The 15,555-nt window shown below is 61.9% G+C and carries 13 protein-coding genes and 3 tRNA genes; 10 read left to right on the forward strand and 6 right to left on the reverse strand.

What is annotated here, in order from left to right:
• Positions 1 to 224 precede the first annotated feature (224 nt).
• A tRNA-Ile gene (locus tag CCICO_RS03165) sits at positions 225 to 298 on the reverse strand.
• A gap of 181 nt (positions 299 to 479) precedes the next feature.
• Between CCICO_RS03165 and CCICO_RS03170 the strand changes: the two genes are divergently transcribed.
• From CCICO_RS03170 to CCICO_RS03190, 5 genes are all read left to right on the forward strand, one after another.
• Positions 480 to 551, forward strand: a tRNA-Asn gene (locus CCICO_RS03170).
• A 33-nt stretch (positions 552 to 584) separates the two neighbouring features.
• A complete protein-coding gene (locus CCICO_RS03175) occupies positions 585 to 1,331 on the forward strand; it encodes a trimeric intracellular cation channel family protein (protein WP_018019021.1) in 747 nt (248 codons plus the stop codon).
• 120 nt (positions 1,332 to 1,451) lie between these two features.
• Entirely contained in the window at positions 1,452 to 2,792 is a 1,341-nt protein-coding gene (locus CCICO_RS03180; protein WP_018019022.1) for a dicarboxylate/amino acid:cation symporter, read from the forward strand.
• A 31-nt stretch (positions 2,793 to 2,823) separates the two neighbouring features.
• Complete coding sequence (locus CCICO_RS03185; protein WP_018019023.1) at positions 2,824 to 3,669, forward strand: serine hydrolase domain-containing protein; 846 nt, start codon at positions 2,824 to 2,826, stop codon at positions 3,667 to 3,669.
• 151 nt (positions 3,670 to 3,820) lie between these two features.
• A complete protein-coding gene (locus tag CCICO_RS03190) occupies positions 3,821 to 4,318 on the forward strand; it encodes a hypothetical protein (RefSeq protein ID WP_156809805.1) in 498 nt (165 codons plus the stop codon).
• Here the strand turns inward: CCICO_RS03190 and CCICO_RS03195 are convergent.
• Both CCICO_RS03195 and CCICO_RS03200 read right to left on the reverse strand, forming a co-directional pair.
• Positions 4,315 to 5,178 carry an HAD-IIA family hydrolase gene (locus CCICO_RS03195; protein WP_018019025.1) on the reverse strand — a complete coding sequence of 288 codons (864 nt, stop codon included), beginning with the start codon at positions 5,176 to 5,178 and terminating at the stop codon, positions 4,315 to 4,317. The two genes, CCICO_RS03190 and CCICO_RS03195, sit on opposite strands and share 4 nt — an antisense overlap.
• Positions 5,179 to 5,183: 5 nt before the next feature.
• A complete protein-coding gene (locus CCICO_RS03200; protein ID WP_018019026.1) occupies positions 5,184 to 5,498 on the reverse strand; it encodes an acyl carrier protein in 315 nt (104 codons plus the stop codon).
• Between the two features lie 37 nt (positions 5,499 to 5,535).
• On the opposite strand from CCICO_RS03200, the gene CCICO_RS03205 reads away from it, so the two are divergent.
• Positions 5,536 to 6,555 carry an alpha/beta fold hydrolase gene (locus CCICO_RS03205; RefSeq protein ID WP_018019027.1) on the forward strand — a complete coding sequence of 340 codons (1,020 nt, stop codon included), beginning with the start codon at positions 5,536 to 5,538 and terminating at the stop codon, positions 6,553 to 6,555.
• A 74-nt stretch (positions 6,556 to 6,629) separates the two neighbouring features.
• On the opposite strand, the gene aceE is transcribed toward CCICO_RS03205, so the two are convergent.
• Positions 6,630 to 9,365 carry a pyruvate dehydrogenase (acetyl-transferring), homodimeric type gene (aceE, locus tag CCICO_RS03210; RefSeq protein ID WP_018019028.1) on the reverse strand — a complete coding sequence of 912 codons (2,736 nt, stop codon included), beginning with the start codon at positions 9,363 to 9,365 and terminating at the stop codon, positions 6,630 to 6,632.
• 455 nt (positions 9,366 to 9,820) lie between these two features.
• On the opposite strand from aceE, the gene CCICO_RS03215 reads away from it, so the two are divergent.
• The 4 genes from CCICO_RS03215 to CCICO_RS03230 all read left to right on the forward strand — a co-directional run bounded on the left by CCICO_RS03215 (position 9,821) and on the right by CCICO_RS03230 (position 13,290).
• The gene (locus tag CCICO_RS03215; RefSeq protein ID WP_018019029.1) at positions 9,821 to 10,249 is read left to right on the forward strand and encodes a DUF3052 domain-containing protein; all 429 of its coding nucleotides are present in this window, start codon (positions 9,821 to 9,823) and stop codon (positions 10,247 to 10,249) included.
• A 96-nt stretch (positions 10,250 to 10,345) separates the two neighbouring features.
• Positions 10,346 to 10,418, forward strand: a tRNA-Val gene (locus CCICO_RS03220).
• A 134-nt stretch (positions 10,419 to 10,552) separates the two neighbouring features.
• Entirely contained in the window at positions 10,553 to 11,449 is an 897-nt protein-coding gene (locus tag CCICO_RS03225; RefSeq protein WP_018019030.1) for a 3-hydroxyacyl-CoA dehydrogenase, read from the forward strand.
• Positions 11,446 to 13,290: an oleate hydratase gene (locus tag CCICO_RS03230; protein WP_018019031.1), complete on the forward strand. Its 1,845-nt coding sequence runs from the start codon at positions 11,446 to 11,448 to the stop codon at positions 13,288 to 13,290. The genes CCICO_RS03225 and CCICO_RS03230 overlap by 4 nt, the downstream gene beginning before the upstream one ends.
• On the opposite strand, the gene CCICO_RS03235 is transcribed toward CCICO_RS03230, so the two are convergent.
• The gene (locus tag CCICO_RS03235; protein ID WP_018019032.1) at positions 13,287 to 14,138 is read right to left on the reverse strand and encodes a helix-turn-helix domain-containing protein; all 852 of its coding nucleotides are present in this window, start codon (positions 14,136 to 14,138) and stop codon (positions 13,287 to 13,289) included. The genes CCICO_RS03230 and CCICO_RS03235 overlap by 4 nt on opposite strands.
• Positions 14,135 to 15,460 (reverse strand): MFS transporter, encoded by a 1,326-nt coding sequence (locus CCICO_RS03240; protein ID WP_018019033.1) that lies wholly within the window; start codon positions 15,458 to 15,460, stop codon positions 14,135 to 14,137. Before CCICO_RS03240 ends, CCICO_RS03235 begins: the two co-directional genes overlap by 4 nt.
• Positions 15,461 to 15,555 lie beyond the last annotated feature (95 nt).

The following is a 15,555-nucleotide window of genomic DNA, read 5'->3' on the forward strand; positions in this document are numbered from 1 at the left end:
CCTCTGCGGTTCCTGGCGGTGGACTTTGCGCTTCACCTAGGTGTATCGCTGACACTACGTGCAAGGTTACAAATCGATAAAAAGCTATTGCTCACCTACATTTTAGGGATATGCAGGACATTTCCAAGATAGGGTGCCCTAATAGGTGTGGGGAGCAGGCTATATATGCAGCACCCCCACGCCCGACGGGTGGGGCAGGTGGGGTGCTGTGACAGATGTGAAAGTGGGGCCGCCGGGGCTCGAACCCGGGACCAGCGGATTATGAGTCCGCGGCTCTAACCGACTGAGCTACAGCCCCACGCGCCGTGTCATGGCGCGATGGTCATTATAGCTGCTTGCTTGTGCAGAGTAATAGTGGTGTCACCAAGTGGTTAAAAAAGTGGAAGAGCAGGGAGTTTGCCTGAGTTTAAGGCCTCGGGCTATAGTTACTTCTCGTTGCCAGCGAGGTCGGAACATGGTCGGTCTTATGGTTAACACAATCCCCCATAGCTCAACGGCAGAGCATTCGACTGTTAATCGAAGGGTTGTTGGTTCGAATCCAACTGGGGGAGCTTTTTCATGTCTGGGGTAGGAGGTGTGCGTCTGTGACTGCACTGGTGGCCCCCTCCATTCTTACCCTCTGGGCCGTATTGGATCTCATTGGTGTTGTGCTCAATGGGGTTATCGGCGGCACCATTGCCCGTCAGCGCGGATTCGACGTGGTGGGCTTCTTCTTTCTCGCGGTATTTTCCGCCTTGGGTGGCGGCATGGTGCGCGATGTTCTCATCCAGCAGGGCGCCCCAGCGGCGATCACGAACCCGATCTACCTGCCCATGGCTGGGGTGGGGGCGCTTATTGCGCTCCTGCTCGACCTGCAGGGTCGCTGGTGGACAATGTTCCGTGTGCATGCCGACGCCATCATCTTGGGTGTTTGGGCCGTGACCGGCACTACCAAGGCTCTGGCCTTCGATCTGCCCATAGCCTCTGCCATGTTCCTTGGACTCATCACGGCCGTCGGTGGCGGCATGATTCGAGACGTATTCGCCGGCAACCCTCCGGCCGTATTTGGTGGTCAGCCGCTCTATGCGGTGCCGGCGCTGGTGGCCTCGGCCGTGCTGGTGGTGTTTCATTCCCTCGGCATGCTGGGTCTGGGCATGGTGGTGGCGGGTGCGACGGGCGCATCCATGGCCATCTTTGCCTTCTGGATGGGGCTGGTCTTGCCGCAAAATGCCACCCTGAACGCCCGCGGAGTGTGGCGGCGCACTCGCACTCTGGTTAATCCGCGGCGGGTGCGGGGCTCGATGGCAGCCCGGGCGCGGCATACCTGGGCTACATACATGACGAAGAAATAGACAAACTTGTCTCTATTGTCCGAACAGGTTGGTGCGGTTTAGGATAGGGGCTTGGTGCAGCACGGGCTGCGCCTGCCCGCATGTGGGTGTCGATAAGCATCCACAAGAAAGACCATGCACATGACCGCCACCTCCTCGCCGCGCTGGCGAACCTTCACCAGCTTCGGCGCGCAAGTAATCTACGGCCTCATTATCGGAATGATTCTGGGATTTTTCGCCCGCCAGATGGGCGAGGACTCCTGGCTTACAGGGCTCGTGAGCTCTCTGGGCTCCACCTACGTGAGCCTATTGAAGCTGCTCATCCCGCCGCTGGTGGTGACCGCCGTGATCACCTCGGTCGCGAACCTGAGGGAGGTCACAAACGCCACCCGCCTGGCGGGGCAGACGATCCTGTGGTTCGCACTCACCGCCCTAGCCTCGGTAGTCACGGGGCTGATTATTGGCGCAGTGCTACGACCTGGGGCGGCCAGTAGCGTGGATGCCTCCAGTGCCGCGGAGCCGGAAACCGTGGGCTCGTGGCTGGGCTTTATCACCTCGCTCGTGCCCGAAAACATGCTCGGATTGAGCGTGAAGGTGAGCGATACCGCCGATGGCCTCAGCGCCACCCCAAACTTCAACGTGCTGCAGCTGCTCTTGCTCTCCATCGCTTTCGGAATTGCCGCCGTGCAGGTGGGCAAGGCCGCTGAGCCGGTGATCGAGTTCTCCCGCTCTTTGCTGGCACTAGTGCAGAAGGTGCTGTGGTGGATTATCCGCCTCGCGCCGATCGGGTCGGCGGCGCTCATCGCTCGCGCCGTGGCCACCTATGGGTGGGAGACCATCGGCTCGCTCGGGGCCTTCGTGCTCGCGATCTACATTGGGCTCGCCGTGGTCATCGGCGGTATCTATCCGGCCGTGCTGTCGCTGCATGGGCTGAGCGTGCGCACCTTCTATCGCAAGGTGTGGCCGGTGACCTCCCTCGGTTTTGTCACTCGTTCTTCCATGGGCGTGATGCCGGTGACCGAGCGCACCACGGAACAGGCGCTCGGCGTGCCTCGCAGCTACACCAGCTTCGCGGTGCCACTCGGAGCCACCACCAACATGGACGGCTGCGCTGCCATCTACCCGGCGATCGCCGCGCTCTTTGTGGCGCAGTTCTACGGCGTCGAGCTGGGTGTGAAGGACTATCTGCTCATTGTGTTCGTCTCGGTGATCGGCTCGGCCGCGACCGCCGGCACCACCGGCGCCACCGTCATGCTCACACTCACTCTCTCTACGCTCGGCCTGCCGCTGGCGGGTGTGGGGCTGCTACTGGCGGTGGACCCGATCATCGACATGGGGCGCACAGCCGTGAACGTCACTGGCCAGGCCCTAGTGCCGGCCGTGGTGGCCAAGCGCGAGGGAATCCTCGACGAGACCACCTATAGCGACGAGCGTGCCTCCACCTACGGAGAGGAGCGCACAGACACGGAAGTCAGGGCCTAGTCCGCAGATACGAGCGACTACCATGACGGGTATGCAGCTTCTGGAGAAGATTAGGCAGTGGCCCGTGGATAATGTCGCAGGGGCGTTGGTTCAGCTCGATCGCGACACCGGCGCGGCCACCCTCACCGAAACCATCGGCGATACCAAGAAGGTGGTTCCGCTCGCGAGCGTGACCAAGCTCCTTTCTGCCTACACCTTCCTCATTGCTGTCGAGGAAGGTGTCTTCGAGCTCGACACCCCGGCTCCTGCACCCGCCCCCGAGGGCTCTACCGTGCGCCATCTTCTGGCCCACGCCTCAGGGGTGGGTTTTCATAAGGGCGACCGCATGCGCGGGGTGGGCGAGCGCCGCATCTACTCCTCCTATGGTTTCGAGCTGCTCGCTGAGTTGCTGGAGCAGGAATCGGGTATCGGCTTTGAGGACTATGCCCACGAGGCCCTCTGCCAGCCGCTGGGCATGGCCACCACGGTGCTCAAGGGCTCGCCGGGCCATGGTGGGGAATCGAGTGTGTCCGATGTGGCGAAATTTGCCCAAGAGTTGCTCGTTCCTTCGCTGCTGTCGGAGGAGATGAGCCGCGAATTTGCCACCGTGCAGTACCCCGAGCTCATCGGTATCGTGCCCGGCTATGGCATGCAGAAGCCCTGCCCGTGGGGGCTAGGATTCGAGATCAAGGGGGAGAAGGATCCGCACTGGACCGGGGCGTCGATGCCGCCGGAAACCATCGGTCATTTCGGAGTGAGCGGCACCTTTATGTGGTGCGTACCTGAGGCCCGCACGGCCTTGGTGGTTCTCACCGATCGGGAGTTTGGGGAGTGGGCCAAGCCGCTGTGGTCCGAGTTCAATGACGAGCTCTGGCGCACCCTGCAGCAGCAAAACTAAGAGCAGCATCAGAGGGGGCTGTGAGCCTCAAGTTCCACTTGAGAAAAAGGGGGTATCAACTGGTGGTTGAGGGTTGCTGGGGTGGTGGGATGTTCAGCACTATGGCTTCTATACGCGCGCCGCATACCGCGCGCTCCATGTTTCGAGGTCGTTGGGGAAGACGCACCTCGTCTTAGGGCATCCGCGTCGTCGGGGATGCCCATTGCTTATCGACGCCACCTGCTTCACTCAGGTGCCCGCAGAGAAGAAACGAGCCAGCACCATGACCTTCCCCGCCACCCGCCATCACTTCGCCCACCGCGCCGCACTGCGGCCCGCCTTGAGGGCGCTTCCTACCCCCACCGTGGATGATGTTCAGATCGCCGTGGTGGACATTGCTGGACTGCCACGCTCGCGGCGCATGGCAGTAGAAGAGCTGTTTTATACCCACCTGCGCTCGGAGCCGGCCGTGCCAGCGAGCGCCACCGTGGATTATGAGGCGAATTGGTGCACCCAGTGGCGCAGCGATCCGGCAAGCCGTACCGTCAGTTGCTCCCAGCTGCTCAGTGGTACCTCGGCGGAATTGGAAACGCTCGCGGCCTCCCTGAGTGAGCTGGGTAGAGATCTCAACACGGGGATGACCACGAGCGTAAGGGTTGTTTCGGCCTAGCTCTTCTTCTTCGAGCCCTTCTTCTTACCCGAGGACTGGGCGGAGCTGTCCGCGGCATTGTCGGAGTAGTAGCCATCCTCGAAGGGATCGAGGGTGTGGCCCACCAGATCTGCCACCGAATCCACCACCTTAGTGGGACGGTAAGGGAACTTGGTGATGGAATCGTCATCGGAGATGCCGGAGCGCACCAGCACGGTACGCATGCCGGCTTCGAGGCCGCACTTGACGTCGGTATCCATGCGGTCGCCGATCATCACGGTGGACTCCGAGTGCACTCCCAACTCGTTGAGGGCGCTGCGCATCATCACCGGGTTGGGCTTGCCCACAAAGTAGGGCTCTTGATCAGTGGCGGCGGTGATCAGTGCAGCCACCGCGCCGGTGGCGGGCAAAATGCCCTCCGGCGAGGGGCCGGTGACATCGGGGTTGGTGCAGATGAACTTAGCGCCATCGCGAATCAGGCGGATAGCGCGGGTGATCGCCTCGAAAGAGTAGGTGCGGGTCTCGCCCAGAATCACATACTCCGGCTCCTTATCCGAGATGATCCAACCGGCCTCGTGCATCGCGGTGGTCAAACCGGATTCGCCCACCACGAAGGCGGTGGTTTCGCCCACCTGGCTAGAGAGGAAGCGGGCGGTGGACAGCGCGGAGGTCCAGATGCGTTCCTCGGGGATTTCCAAGCCAGTGTTGCGCAGCCGAGCTGCGAGATCGCGGGGGGAGTGGATCGAGTTGTTGGTGAGCACCATGTACTCGATGTCATTGGACTCGAGCTCGGCGATGAAACGATCAGCGCCGTCGATCATCTTGCCCTCTTGGATGAGGACACCGTCCATGTCGGTCAGAAAGGAAATATGAGCAGTCATAGCCTCTATTGTGCCTTGTTCTGCTTATCGACAGCGGCAATCACATCCGCTGCCGTGGCGAAGGTGAATGCGTCCTCGTCACCCACCTGCACACCGGTGGCCTGTTCCACCCGCAGCGCCAACTCCAGCAGCTGCAGCCGAGACAGCCCTAAGTCCGTGACAAAGTCGGCGTCACAGTCCACCTCTTCGCGGTCGATGCCGGCCACCCTCGCAACCAGCCGCGTGATCTGGGTGCGGGTGTCGGCGGCGTCGGTGGGGTCCTCGGCCGCCGCCGGTTGGGCGCCCAAGGCGCGGGCGAGCTGTTCTCCTAGTTGGCTCATGCGTCCTAGCTTAACCGTGCGGCTAGGATGAACACTTATGGATCTTGTTCCGCGCCGCTTCCAACAGCTCACCCAAGCCATGGTGTGGCGGCTCACCCCTAGCGGGCGTAAGAAGCTCCGCGAGAGCCAGTATCGCCACGCCTCGGACCAGCACGCCCCTGGGCTGACCAATCCCACCGCCACCGGCACCGTCACCGTCGATGACATACCGGTGCACTACTACCAGCTCGGCTGCGAGAACGAGCCCGCGGCCACCATTGTGTTCGTGCACGGCTTCACCCTCACCGCCGACTCCTTCTTCATGCAGATCGATCACCTACGCGAGCGCTACCCCCAGGTGCGCAGCCTAGCGGTGGATCTGCGCGGGCACGGGCGCACCGGCGAGGTCGACCCACGGCTGTGCACCATCTCTGGGGCCGCCGATGATGTCTTCGCCGCCATCAACGCCCGCACCCAGGACGAGCCCCTCATCCTTGTGGGCCACTCTCTTGGGGGCTTCGTGGTGTTTAACCTCCTGCGCCGCTATCACGAGCACCTTTCGGGCCGAGTACGCGGGCTCGTGCTGGTGGATACCGCCATCGATTCCTTCTCCGCCCAGGGGGTGCCGCAGGTGTTGGCCTCACCGATCGCGGAGATGGCCTACAACGCGGTCGAAGCCGCCCCCGATGTGGTCCAAGGATACCGCGACACCCTCACCGAGCTGCTCGGCCCAGCTCTCGCGACCTCGGTGTTTAAGGCCCACGATATCGAGTACCCCATCGTGGAATTCCATGCGGAGATGATCCGGCACACCCCCTTGGCCACCATGGTCGGGTTCTTCGATGACCTTCAAGAACACGAGGAGCTGGAGGCAGCGCAGTATCTCCGCGGCATCCCCGGCTTCATCCTGGTGGGTAAGAAGGACATTTTTACTCCCGTGAGCCAATCTGAGCGCATCCACGAAGTCTGGCCCTATGCCACGCTAAAGATGGTCGCCGACACCGGGCACATGCTGCCGCTAGAGCAGCCCGATCTGCTCAGCGCCTGCATCGATGAGCTGATCGACACGCTCGACTAAGCCCCTCAGCGCGCACAACCGCCCCCACCCGAGGAAAGAACGGGTGGGGGCGGAGGCGCTTGTTTAAGGAGAGTTTATGCCTCGGTGGGGTCGTCGAGCTTGTACTCCTTGGCGGCCTGAGCCACCACATCCTCGTCCACCTTGCCCTCGCGGGCGAGCGCGGCCAGGGTGGCCACAACGATGGATTCGGCGTCGATGTTGAAGTAACGGCGCGCCGCCGGGCGGGTATCGGAGAAGCCGAAGCCATCCGCGCCCAGCACGGTGTAATCGCCAGGCACCCACTTGCGGATCTGGTCCGGCACGGTGGTGGCGAAGTCCGAGACGGCCACAAACGGGCCCTCGGCGTCGGCAAGCGTGCGGGTGACGAAGGGCTGCTCGTGCTTCTCGCCGGGGTGGCGCAGCGCGGCCAACTCATAGGCCTGACCATCGCGGGCCAGCTCATTCCAGCTGGTTACCGAGTAGATGTTGGCGGAGACATCGTAGTCCTCGCGCAGCATCTCCTGGGCCTTGAGGGCTGCCTGCATGCCGATACCGGAGGCCAGGATGTTCGCGGAGTGCTTCGCGGAGGCGGCATCGTCGTAGAGGTAGATGCCCTTGAGCAGACCCTCGACATCAAGGTTCTCTGGCACTGCGGGCTGCGGGGTGGGCTCGTTGTAGATGGTGAGGTAGTAGATCACGTCCTCGCCACGGCCCTCGCCGTACATGCGGTCGATGCCCTCGCGCACGATATAGGCCAACTCGTAGGCGAAGGCCGGATCGTAGGAGACCACCGAGGGGTTGGTGGAGGCCAGCACGGGGGAGTGACCATCCATGTGCTGCAGGCCCTCGCCGGTCAGCGTGGTGCGGCCGGCGGTGGCGCCGAGCAGGAAGCCACGGGCCATCTGGTCGGCGGCGGCCCACACGGAATCACCGGTGCGCTGGAAGCCGAACATCGAGTAGAAGATGTACAGCGGAATCATCGGCACGCCGTGGGTGGCATAGGAGGTGCCGGCGGCGATGAACTCGCCCATAGAACCGGCCTCGTTGATGCCCTCGTGCATGATCTGGCCGTCGATCGCCTCGCGGTAGGAGAGCATGAGGTCATGATCCACCGGGGTGTAGTTCTGGCCGTGCGGGTTGTAGATCTTCAGCGTCGGGAACCACGAGTCCATGCCGAAGGTGCGGGCCTCATCGGGGATGATCGGCACGAAGTGCTGCGCCAGCTCCTTATCGCGCATCAGGTCCTTGAAGATACGCACCACCGCCATGGTGGTGGCCACCTTCTGCTTACCCGAGCCCTTAAGCGCAGACTTCAGCTTCTCAATTGGGGGAACACTCAGCGGCGTGTAGCTTTCGCGACGCTCCGGCAGGAAGCCGCCGAGCTCCTTGCGGCGCTCCAGCATGTACTTGACTTCCTCGGATTCCGGCCCGGGGTTGTAGTACGGCGGCAGGTAGGGATCCTTCTCCAGTTCCTCATCGGAGATCGGGATCTCCTGCTTATCGCGGAACTTCTTCAGATCCTCCGCGGTGAGCTTCTTCATCTGGTGGGTGGCGTTGCGGCCTTCAAAGTTGTGGCCCAAGCCGTAGCCCTTAATGGTGTGCGCAAGGATCACGGTCGGGCGATCCTTGGTTTCCATGGCGCGCTTGAAAGCGGCATACACCTTGCGGTAGTCGTGGCCGCCGCGGCGCAGGTTCCAGATCTCCTCGTCGGTCATGTCCTCGACCAGCTTGGCGGTGCGCTCGTCGCGGCCGAAGAAGTGTTCGCGCACATAGGCGCCATCGTTGGCTTTGAAGGTTTGGAAATCGCCGTCCGGGGTGTGGTTCATCAGGTGAACCAGGGCGCCTTCCTTGTCCTTCTCGAAGAGCTTGTCCCACTCGCGCCCCCACACAACCTTCACCACGGACCAGCCGGCGCCGCGGAAGAAGGACTCCAGCTCCTGGATGATCTGGGTGTTACCGCGCACCGGGCCGTCCAGGCGCTGCAGGTTGCAGTTGATCACGAAGGTGAGGTTGTCCAAGTTGTCGAGGGCAGCCATGTGGATCAGGCCGCGGGACTCGGGCTCGTCCATCTCGCCGTCGCCCAAGAACGCCCACACATGCTGGTCCGAGGTGTCCTTGATACCGCGGTTGTGCAGGTAGCGGTTGAAGCGCGCCTGATAGATCGCGTTCATCGGCCCCAGGCCCATGGACACGGTGGGGAATTCCCAGAACTTCGGCATCAGGTGCGGGTGTGGGTAGGAGGGCATACCACCCTGGGGGCGGGAGACCTCTTGGCGGAAGCCATCGAGATCGTCCTCACTGAGTCGCCCCTCGAGGAAGGCGCGAGCATACATGCCGGGGGAGGCGTGGCCCTGGAAGAAGATCTGGTCACCGCCGCCCGGGTGGTCCTTACCGCGGAAGAAGTGGTTGAAGCCCACCTCGTAGAGCGGGGCAGCGCCGGCATAGGTGGAGATGTGGCCACCGACCTCGATGCCGGGGCGCTGGGCGCGGTGCACCATGATCGCGGCGTTCCAGCGAATCCAGCGACGATAACGCTTCTCGATGGTCTCGTCGCCGGGAAACTCCGGCTCCATGCTGGTGGGGATGGTATTCACGTAATCCGTCGAGGTCAGAGACGGCAGTGGCACGCGGCGGGCGCTGGCGCGCTCCAGCAGGCGCAGCATGAGGAAGCGGGCACGGGTGATGTCCGACTCCGCGAGCATGCCATCGAGGGATTCCAGCCACTCGCGGGTCTCCTCGGGGTCCACGTCATTGAGATACGACGCAACGCCATCACGAATGAGAGAGAAGTTTGATTGGTCTTGAGAGCTGTCGCCGGCGGCGGAAGCCATGCCTAAATCCTCCTAAGGTCAAAAAGTGGTCCTTCGTTGAATACCCCATCACCCTCTAAAAGGGGGCGCGCGGAGGCGGCTGGGGTGTTCGCGGCAGACTATGTCTGCCTAACAGAATACGGATCATCCTACGGCGGCGTTCAACGGCATTCCCCCGATCCTTTTGTACACAATGCTTATCGACGCCACCCACCCGTCTTTTTGCCCCGTGCCTGCGGATTGGTCCGCGCCCTTTATGCAGCTAAGCGCTTCGCATGGCAGGGCAGTGGCGGGCGGGTAGTGCCAACCCGGCTGGGAGGTGATGTGTGTGGCTGGCGGGGGTGTATCCCCACATGCGTGGTGGGACGTGTGGGGTAGGCCTTAGGGCATTTTTAGTTTGGGATGAGATAAAAGGCTTCGAGGGCTGTAGTCTCAGTAGGGTGACCTCAACGAAATCTCAGGAAGGAACCAACGCAGTGGGCGACGCCCCCGGCGCCGCAAAGAACAGCGGAGCAGATTATGCCCAGCTGCTGGACGTAAAGTCCGGCGACATCATCCAAGAAGTCGGCTGGGACGAAGACGCAGACAGCGCCATCAGTGAGGCGATCGAAGACGCCATCGGCGCCGAACTCCTCCAAGAAGACACTGACGAACTCTGCGATGTCGTGCTGCTGTGGTGGCGCGAGGAAGACGGAGACCTCGTCGATGGCCTAGTGGATGCCATCCGCTCCCTCGCTGATAGTGGCGCGGTGTGGCTACTGACCCCGGGTGCTGGGCATCCCGGCACCATCGAACCGGGCGTGATCGCAGAATCCGCTCAGCTCGCCGGGCTCGTGCAGACCAAGGCCGAACGCCTCGGAGATTGGCAGGGCTCCTGCCTCGTGCAGCGTGGCTATAAGCGTTAACTCACCTTTGCTATTCGCGCAGCTAGAGTGTGCGATTTTAAGAATTACTCTCTAGCTGTGCTACTGTGTCGACACGGCTCACTGTGGTGAGCGTGCGCGCCTTTAGCTCAGCTGGAAGAGCAGCTGGTTTACACCCAGCAGGTCGGCGGTTCGAGCCCGTCAGGGCGCACAGATTCACAGCCTCATCTGCGTCAGTGGTGGGGCTGTTTCTCATGTCGGTGGTTGTGAACTCGAAATAGTGAACGATGGGAATAGTATTCCCCCGCAACGTGCATCGCCGCAGTACAGGCCTAGAGTGGGGCCATGACAATCACATCCGCAACCCAGGTACAGACCGTCATGGTTGCCGGATCCGGCGTCCTCGGCGCTCAGATCGCACTCCAATGCGCAGTGTTTGGCAAGACGGTTCATCTCTACGACATCTCAGACGATGCCCTCGCTCATGCCGAGAAAGTCCTCGACATCATCGCCCCGAAGGTTGTCGCCGACACCTCCTTCACCACCTCCCTGGTGGATCAAGCTCGCGATCGCATCACCATGACCACCCAGTTGGACGAGGCCACCGCCGGCGTCCAGCTCGTGATCGAAGCAGTTCCAGAGTCCACAGACATCAAAGACGAGTTCTATTCCCAGCTGGCTGAACATCTGGATGAGGATACGATCCTCTGCACCAACACCTCCACTCTCGCCCCCAGCACCTTTGCTCAGCACACGGGGCGGCCAGAGAAGTTCTTGGCGTTGCACTTCGCCAATGAAATCTGGAAGAACAACACCGGTGAAGTCATGGGACATGCCGGCACAGACCCGGCAATCTTCGACATCGTGGTGCAATTCGCCGAAGACATCGGCCTTGTCCCGCTGCCGCTCCATAAGGAATGGCCCGGCTACATCCTCAACACTTTGCTCGTGCCGCTGCTCAACGCCTCGCTGCGGCTGCTCGTGGAGGGGGTATCTGATGCTCCCACCATCGACCTCACGTGGCGCACCGCCTCCCACTCCCCGCTGGGGCCGCTGCAAATCCTTGACCGCGTGGGCATTCCCACCGCGTACCACATCATCTCCACCCGCGGTAAGCAAGGCGATGAAGAGTCCGCCAAGATCGCCGCATTCCTCAAAGAAAACTACCTCGATACCGGCCGCACCGGTCTCAACGCCGGCCACGGTTTCTACGACTATGACGAGAAGGGACATCAGCTGTGAGCAGCACAGAGAAGATCTACCAAAAGTCATTTCCCGTGTCTCCCGATGGCAACCCCTATGTGCACAATGACCTCGGGCGATACACCCAGAACAGGCCCGTACCGCCCGCCGATGTGGCAGAGCGCAAGGCCTATCTCGTAGGCAGCGGCATCGCCAGCCTCATTGCGGCCGCCTATTTGGTGCGCGATGGCCAGATGCCGGGAGAAAACATCACCATCCTCGAAGAGCTGGCCATGCCTGGTGGCGCCTTCGATGGCAACGGCGACACCGAGCGAGGCTTCATCGCCCGCGGCGGCCGCGAGATGGGGCAGCACTTTGAGTGCTTCTGGGACATCATGAAGGACATCCCCGCCTTAGAGATGCCGGAGCCCTATTCGGTGCTGGACGAGTTTCGCATCACCAATGAAAACGATCCGAACAAGTCCAACTGCCGCGTGATCAACTCCGGCGGCGAGAAGGTAGATACCTACAAGATGGGTATCAACAAGAAGGGGCAGCTGGCCATCATCCGGCTGCTGTTGGCGAAGGAAGAGGACACCTACTACAAGACCATCGAGGACTGGTTCGATCAGGACTTCCTCGACTCGATGTTCTACACCCTGTTCAAGACGATGTTTGCCTTCGAACAGTGGCAGTCCTTGACTGAGATGAAGCGCTACATGCATCGCTTCCTGCAGTACCTGCCGGGCTTCTCGGATCTGTCCTGCCTGCGATTTTCCAAGTACAACCAGTACGACTCCTTTGTGGTGCCGCTGGTGCGCTGGCTCAAGGATCGCGGTGTCGTGTTCCAGTACAACACCCAAGTTCTTGACCTAGACATGGAGATCACCGCCCACCGCAAGGTAGTCACGGGCATCGTCACCCGGCGCACGGAGGCCGATGCCGCAGCGCCCGTCGAAGCTGACATGGGCTCGGTCACCCGCGGCGGGAGCGAAGGGGCGGAAGAGACCATACCGGTGCGCGCCACCGACCTAGTGTTTGTGACCAATGGTTCGCTCACCGAGTCCACCGGCTACGGCGATATGGACACAGCGGCTCCCTATCACAAGGACGCCGAGGATGGCTGGGTCCTGTGGCGCAATCTGGCGAAGAAATCCGCCGTCTTCGGCCGTCCCGATGTGTTCACCGCCGACACCGATAAAACAGTGTGGCAGTCGATCTCCTTCAACTTTATCGGCGAGGACCACCCCTTCCTCCGACGCATCAAGGAACTCTCCGGCAATGATCCGCTCTCCGGCACAACGGTCACCGGCGGCATCATCACCGTGCAGGATTCCTCTTGGTGCATCTCGTTGACCATGAACCGCCAGCCGCAGTTCCACGGTCAGCCTAAGGACTGGGGCGTGGCCTGGGCTTATGGTCTCTACCCGCTGAAGAAGGGCGACACCACCGACAAGACCATGCTGGAGTGCACCGGCGAGGAGCTCCTCAAGGAGTACTGCTACCACTTCGGCTTGATGGATCAGTTCGAGGAGATCAAGGCGCGCACCAAGGTGCGCATCGCCACCATGCCGTATGTGACTGCCTTCTTCATGCCGCGCGGCAAAGGCGATCGCCCCGAGGTGATCCCAGAGGGCTGCGTCAACCTGGCGTTCCTGGGCCAGTTTGCCGAGACTCCGGACGATTGCATCTTCACCACCGAAGGCTCCGCCCGCACCGCGATGATGGGTGTGTATGGTCTGCTGGATCTGGACAAGGACATCCCACCGATCTGGCCGGCCCAATACGATATTCGCGCTCTGCTCGCCAGCGCCAAGACCATGAACAACGGCACGCTGCCAGGCGGGAAGGTGCTCCGTCGCTTCCTCAAGAACACCTACTACGAAGACATCCTGCCCTAGAGCAGCCTCGCGGAACGCAGCGTGTCTGCCAGATGATCTGTGGTCTCGTCCGAACACCACAGCGTTGAACGCGACATTCCGCCGGCAGCGAGAGTGAGTTCATGATCTCGCCGCGTCAGCCGAGTAGACACGCGCACACCCTCACAATCACCACCGCCGTTAGCCTGAAGCATTACCGAGGTGCTTAGGCTGACGGCGGTGAGTTCTGTTGCGCCCACCGCCTCTGCCGCGGCCACCGGCATACCTGCCAGCAAGTAGCTGGCAACAACCACGTCGAGGGCGCGGCGGCGAAGCTCGGCTGGAGCATCCACACCTTGGGCGATCGCCTGCACTAGTTGCTGAACTTCGGCCGCGCGGGGAGTCGACCTCAGCGCGCTCAGGGCATCGAGGATGCTGAGGCTTTCCGCAGTCGTTGGCGTGAGCTGGGCGAGGTGGGCGTTATGAAGCGTGCAGAGCTGATTCTGCACATCCTGAACGGATAACCGCGTGTGGCTCACCCACGGATCGAGCAGCCACGAGATGCGTGCGAGCGAGTGCATCCAGACGGCAGTAGGGGAGGCGTGCGGGTCGGCGGTGGGATCACCGAAAGCAGTATGGATGAGCGTGACCACCCCCTCGGGAGATTCGGCTGTATGGGGGTCGAAGCCTCGGCCGGTGAGTGTATGCAGCGTGATCCCGAGGCGCTCGGCGAGCAGGCTGAGAATCTCCGGTGGTGGGAATCCACAACCCCGTTCCCACCGAGAAATTGAACTCGGCGAGCACACACCCCGCGCCAGTTCGGCTTGGGAAAGCTGTCGATCGAGGCGCGCGTGGTGCAGGCGTCGACCCAGATCTGCTGCATCTCTCACGCGATCCTCCTGAACACCCTGTTCGCGATAGTGGCTAGGACAGTTCCTGCCAACGCTACCGCAGCAAGCCCAGCGCCGAGGCCAGCAGAAGAACCTGGCCACGCCCCCACCAGTGCAGTACCCAGTGCGCCACCGAGCTGCAGCATCAACCGTGTATGGGTGCCCACCACTGCGGCCTGCTCATCCGGCACACCCTCATAGGACGCTGAGAGTGCCACGAGGGTGCACGCTCCCAACCCCAGCCCGCGCAGGGCAGCAGCGACGAGAAGTCCCCAGCTCATCGAGGAAATAGTGTGGATTCCGAGAGTGGCTGCCCCCGCGACACCGAGGCCCGCACCCATTACAAGAAACGCTGGGGTGGAGGCGAAGCATGTCTGCATGGCGCGCCGGGCTATCCACGCCCCGCCACCCTGTACGCCGAGGACCACTCCAGCCATCGAGGTGGTGCCGCCGAGCGTGTTGTGGATATGCAGTGAGGTGGACAGCAGGCTGCCATAGAAAACGCTACCAATGAGCACACATAGAATCATCGTGGTGGAAAAACGGGTATAGCGATAGATTGAGACGGACAGCAGCGGGTGTTCGCTGTGTAGATCCAGCAGACTAAAGAGAACAATGAGAAGCGCTGATGCTCCCAACACAGCACCCAGCGTTGGAGCGGGTAGGTAGGAGGAGTAATTCAGGGCGCTCACCAGTCCCACGCCGCCGATCACCGCGGGGAGTGCTTGCACTATGCCCAAGGGTGCTGGGTGAGTCTGGGGCTCGGCTAAGCTGCCGCGGAAGATGAGCGCCAGCAGGACGAGCGGCAGGTTGATAGCAAAGAGCGGACGCCAGCCGACGAGTTCCTGCAGTAGTCCGCCGAAGAGTGGGCCGAAGGCAGGGGCGATAACGGCCGGGACCCCGATGGTGGTCAACGCTGCGCGCATTCCCGCACGCCCTACAGCTTCCACCACGAGCGTGTGCACGGCTGGCATGATGAATCCACAGGCGAGGCCCTGCACCAGCCTGGCAGTCAGAAAAACAGTGACGGTGGGGCTTAAGGCCACAGCGACAGAGGCGAATGCGAAACCACCGAGTGCGATCTGCCATATAGTTCGGGTGCCGAAGCGGCGCATACAGGTGCTAGAGACGATAATGCCCACCGTGGCGGTGAGTATAAACCCTGAAATACCCAGTGGAAGCGCTGCGGCTGAGCCAGAGATAGTTGTGGCAATAGCGGGCAGCAGCACAGTGACGATGCTGGAATCGATGAGGGGAAGCAGCGCCGAGAGCAGGAGGGCAGCAGTCGCTCGTCGGCTCAAGCAGGGCGTGGCAGTGTTCATGCAGCCCAGTATGCGAATCATCTCTCTGCGCCAGCAGCTCGTGCAGGGGTGGCTCGCGAATACGGGCGAAGCCCCAGCTAGGGCCGCTCGTTCTT

Origin of the sequence: Corynebacterium ciconiae DSM 44920 (assembly GCF_030440575.1) — a bacterium.
Lineage (GTDB): Bacteria > Actinomycetota > Actinomycetes > Mycobacteriales > Mycobacteriaceae > Corynebacterium > Corynebacterium ciconiae.

Excerpts from the sequence above, each read along its gene's own strand:
- CCICO_RS03225 (WP_018019030.1), top strand. The coding sequence starts at position 10,553 with ATGACAATCACATCCGCAACCCAGGTACAGACCGTCATGGTTGCCGGA.
- CCICO_RS03185 (WP_018019023.1), top strand. The coding sequence starts at position 2,824 with ATGCAGCTTCTGGAGAAGATTAGGCAGTGGCCCGTGGATAATGTCGCA.
- aceE (WP_018019028.1), bottom strand. The coding sequence starts at position 9,365 with ATGGCTTCCGCCGCCGGCGACAGCTCTCAAGACCAATCAAACTTCTCT.
- CCICO_RS03205 (WP_018019027.1), top strand. The coding sequence starts at position 5,536 with ATGGATCTTGTTCCGCGCCGCTTCCAACAGCTCACCCAAGCCATGGTG.
- CCICO_RS03195 (WP_018019025.1), bottom strand. The coding sequence starts at position 5,178 with ATGACTGCTCATATTTCCTTTCTGACCGACATGGACGGTGTCCTCATC.
- CCICO_RS03200 (WP_018019026.1), bottom strand. The coding sequence starts at position 5,498 with ATGAGCCAACTAGGAGAACAGCTCGCCCGCGCCTTGGGCGCCCAACCG.
- CCICO_RS03180 (WP_018019022.1), top strand. The coding sequence starts at position 1,452 with ATGACCGCCACCTCCTCGCCGCGCTGGCGAACCTTCACCAGCTTCGGC.
- CCICO_RS03240 (WP_018019033.1), bottom strand. The coding sequence starts at position 15,460 with ATGAACACTGCCACGCCCTGCTTGAGCCGACGAGCGACTGCTGCCCTC.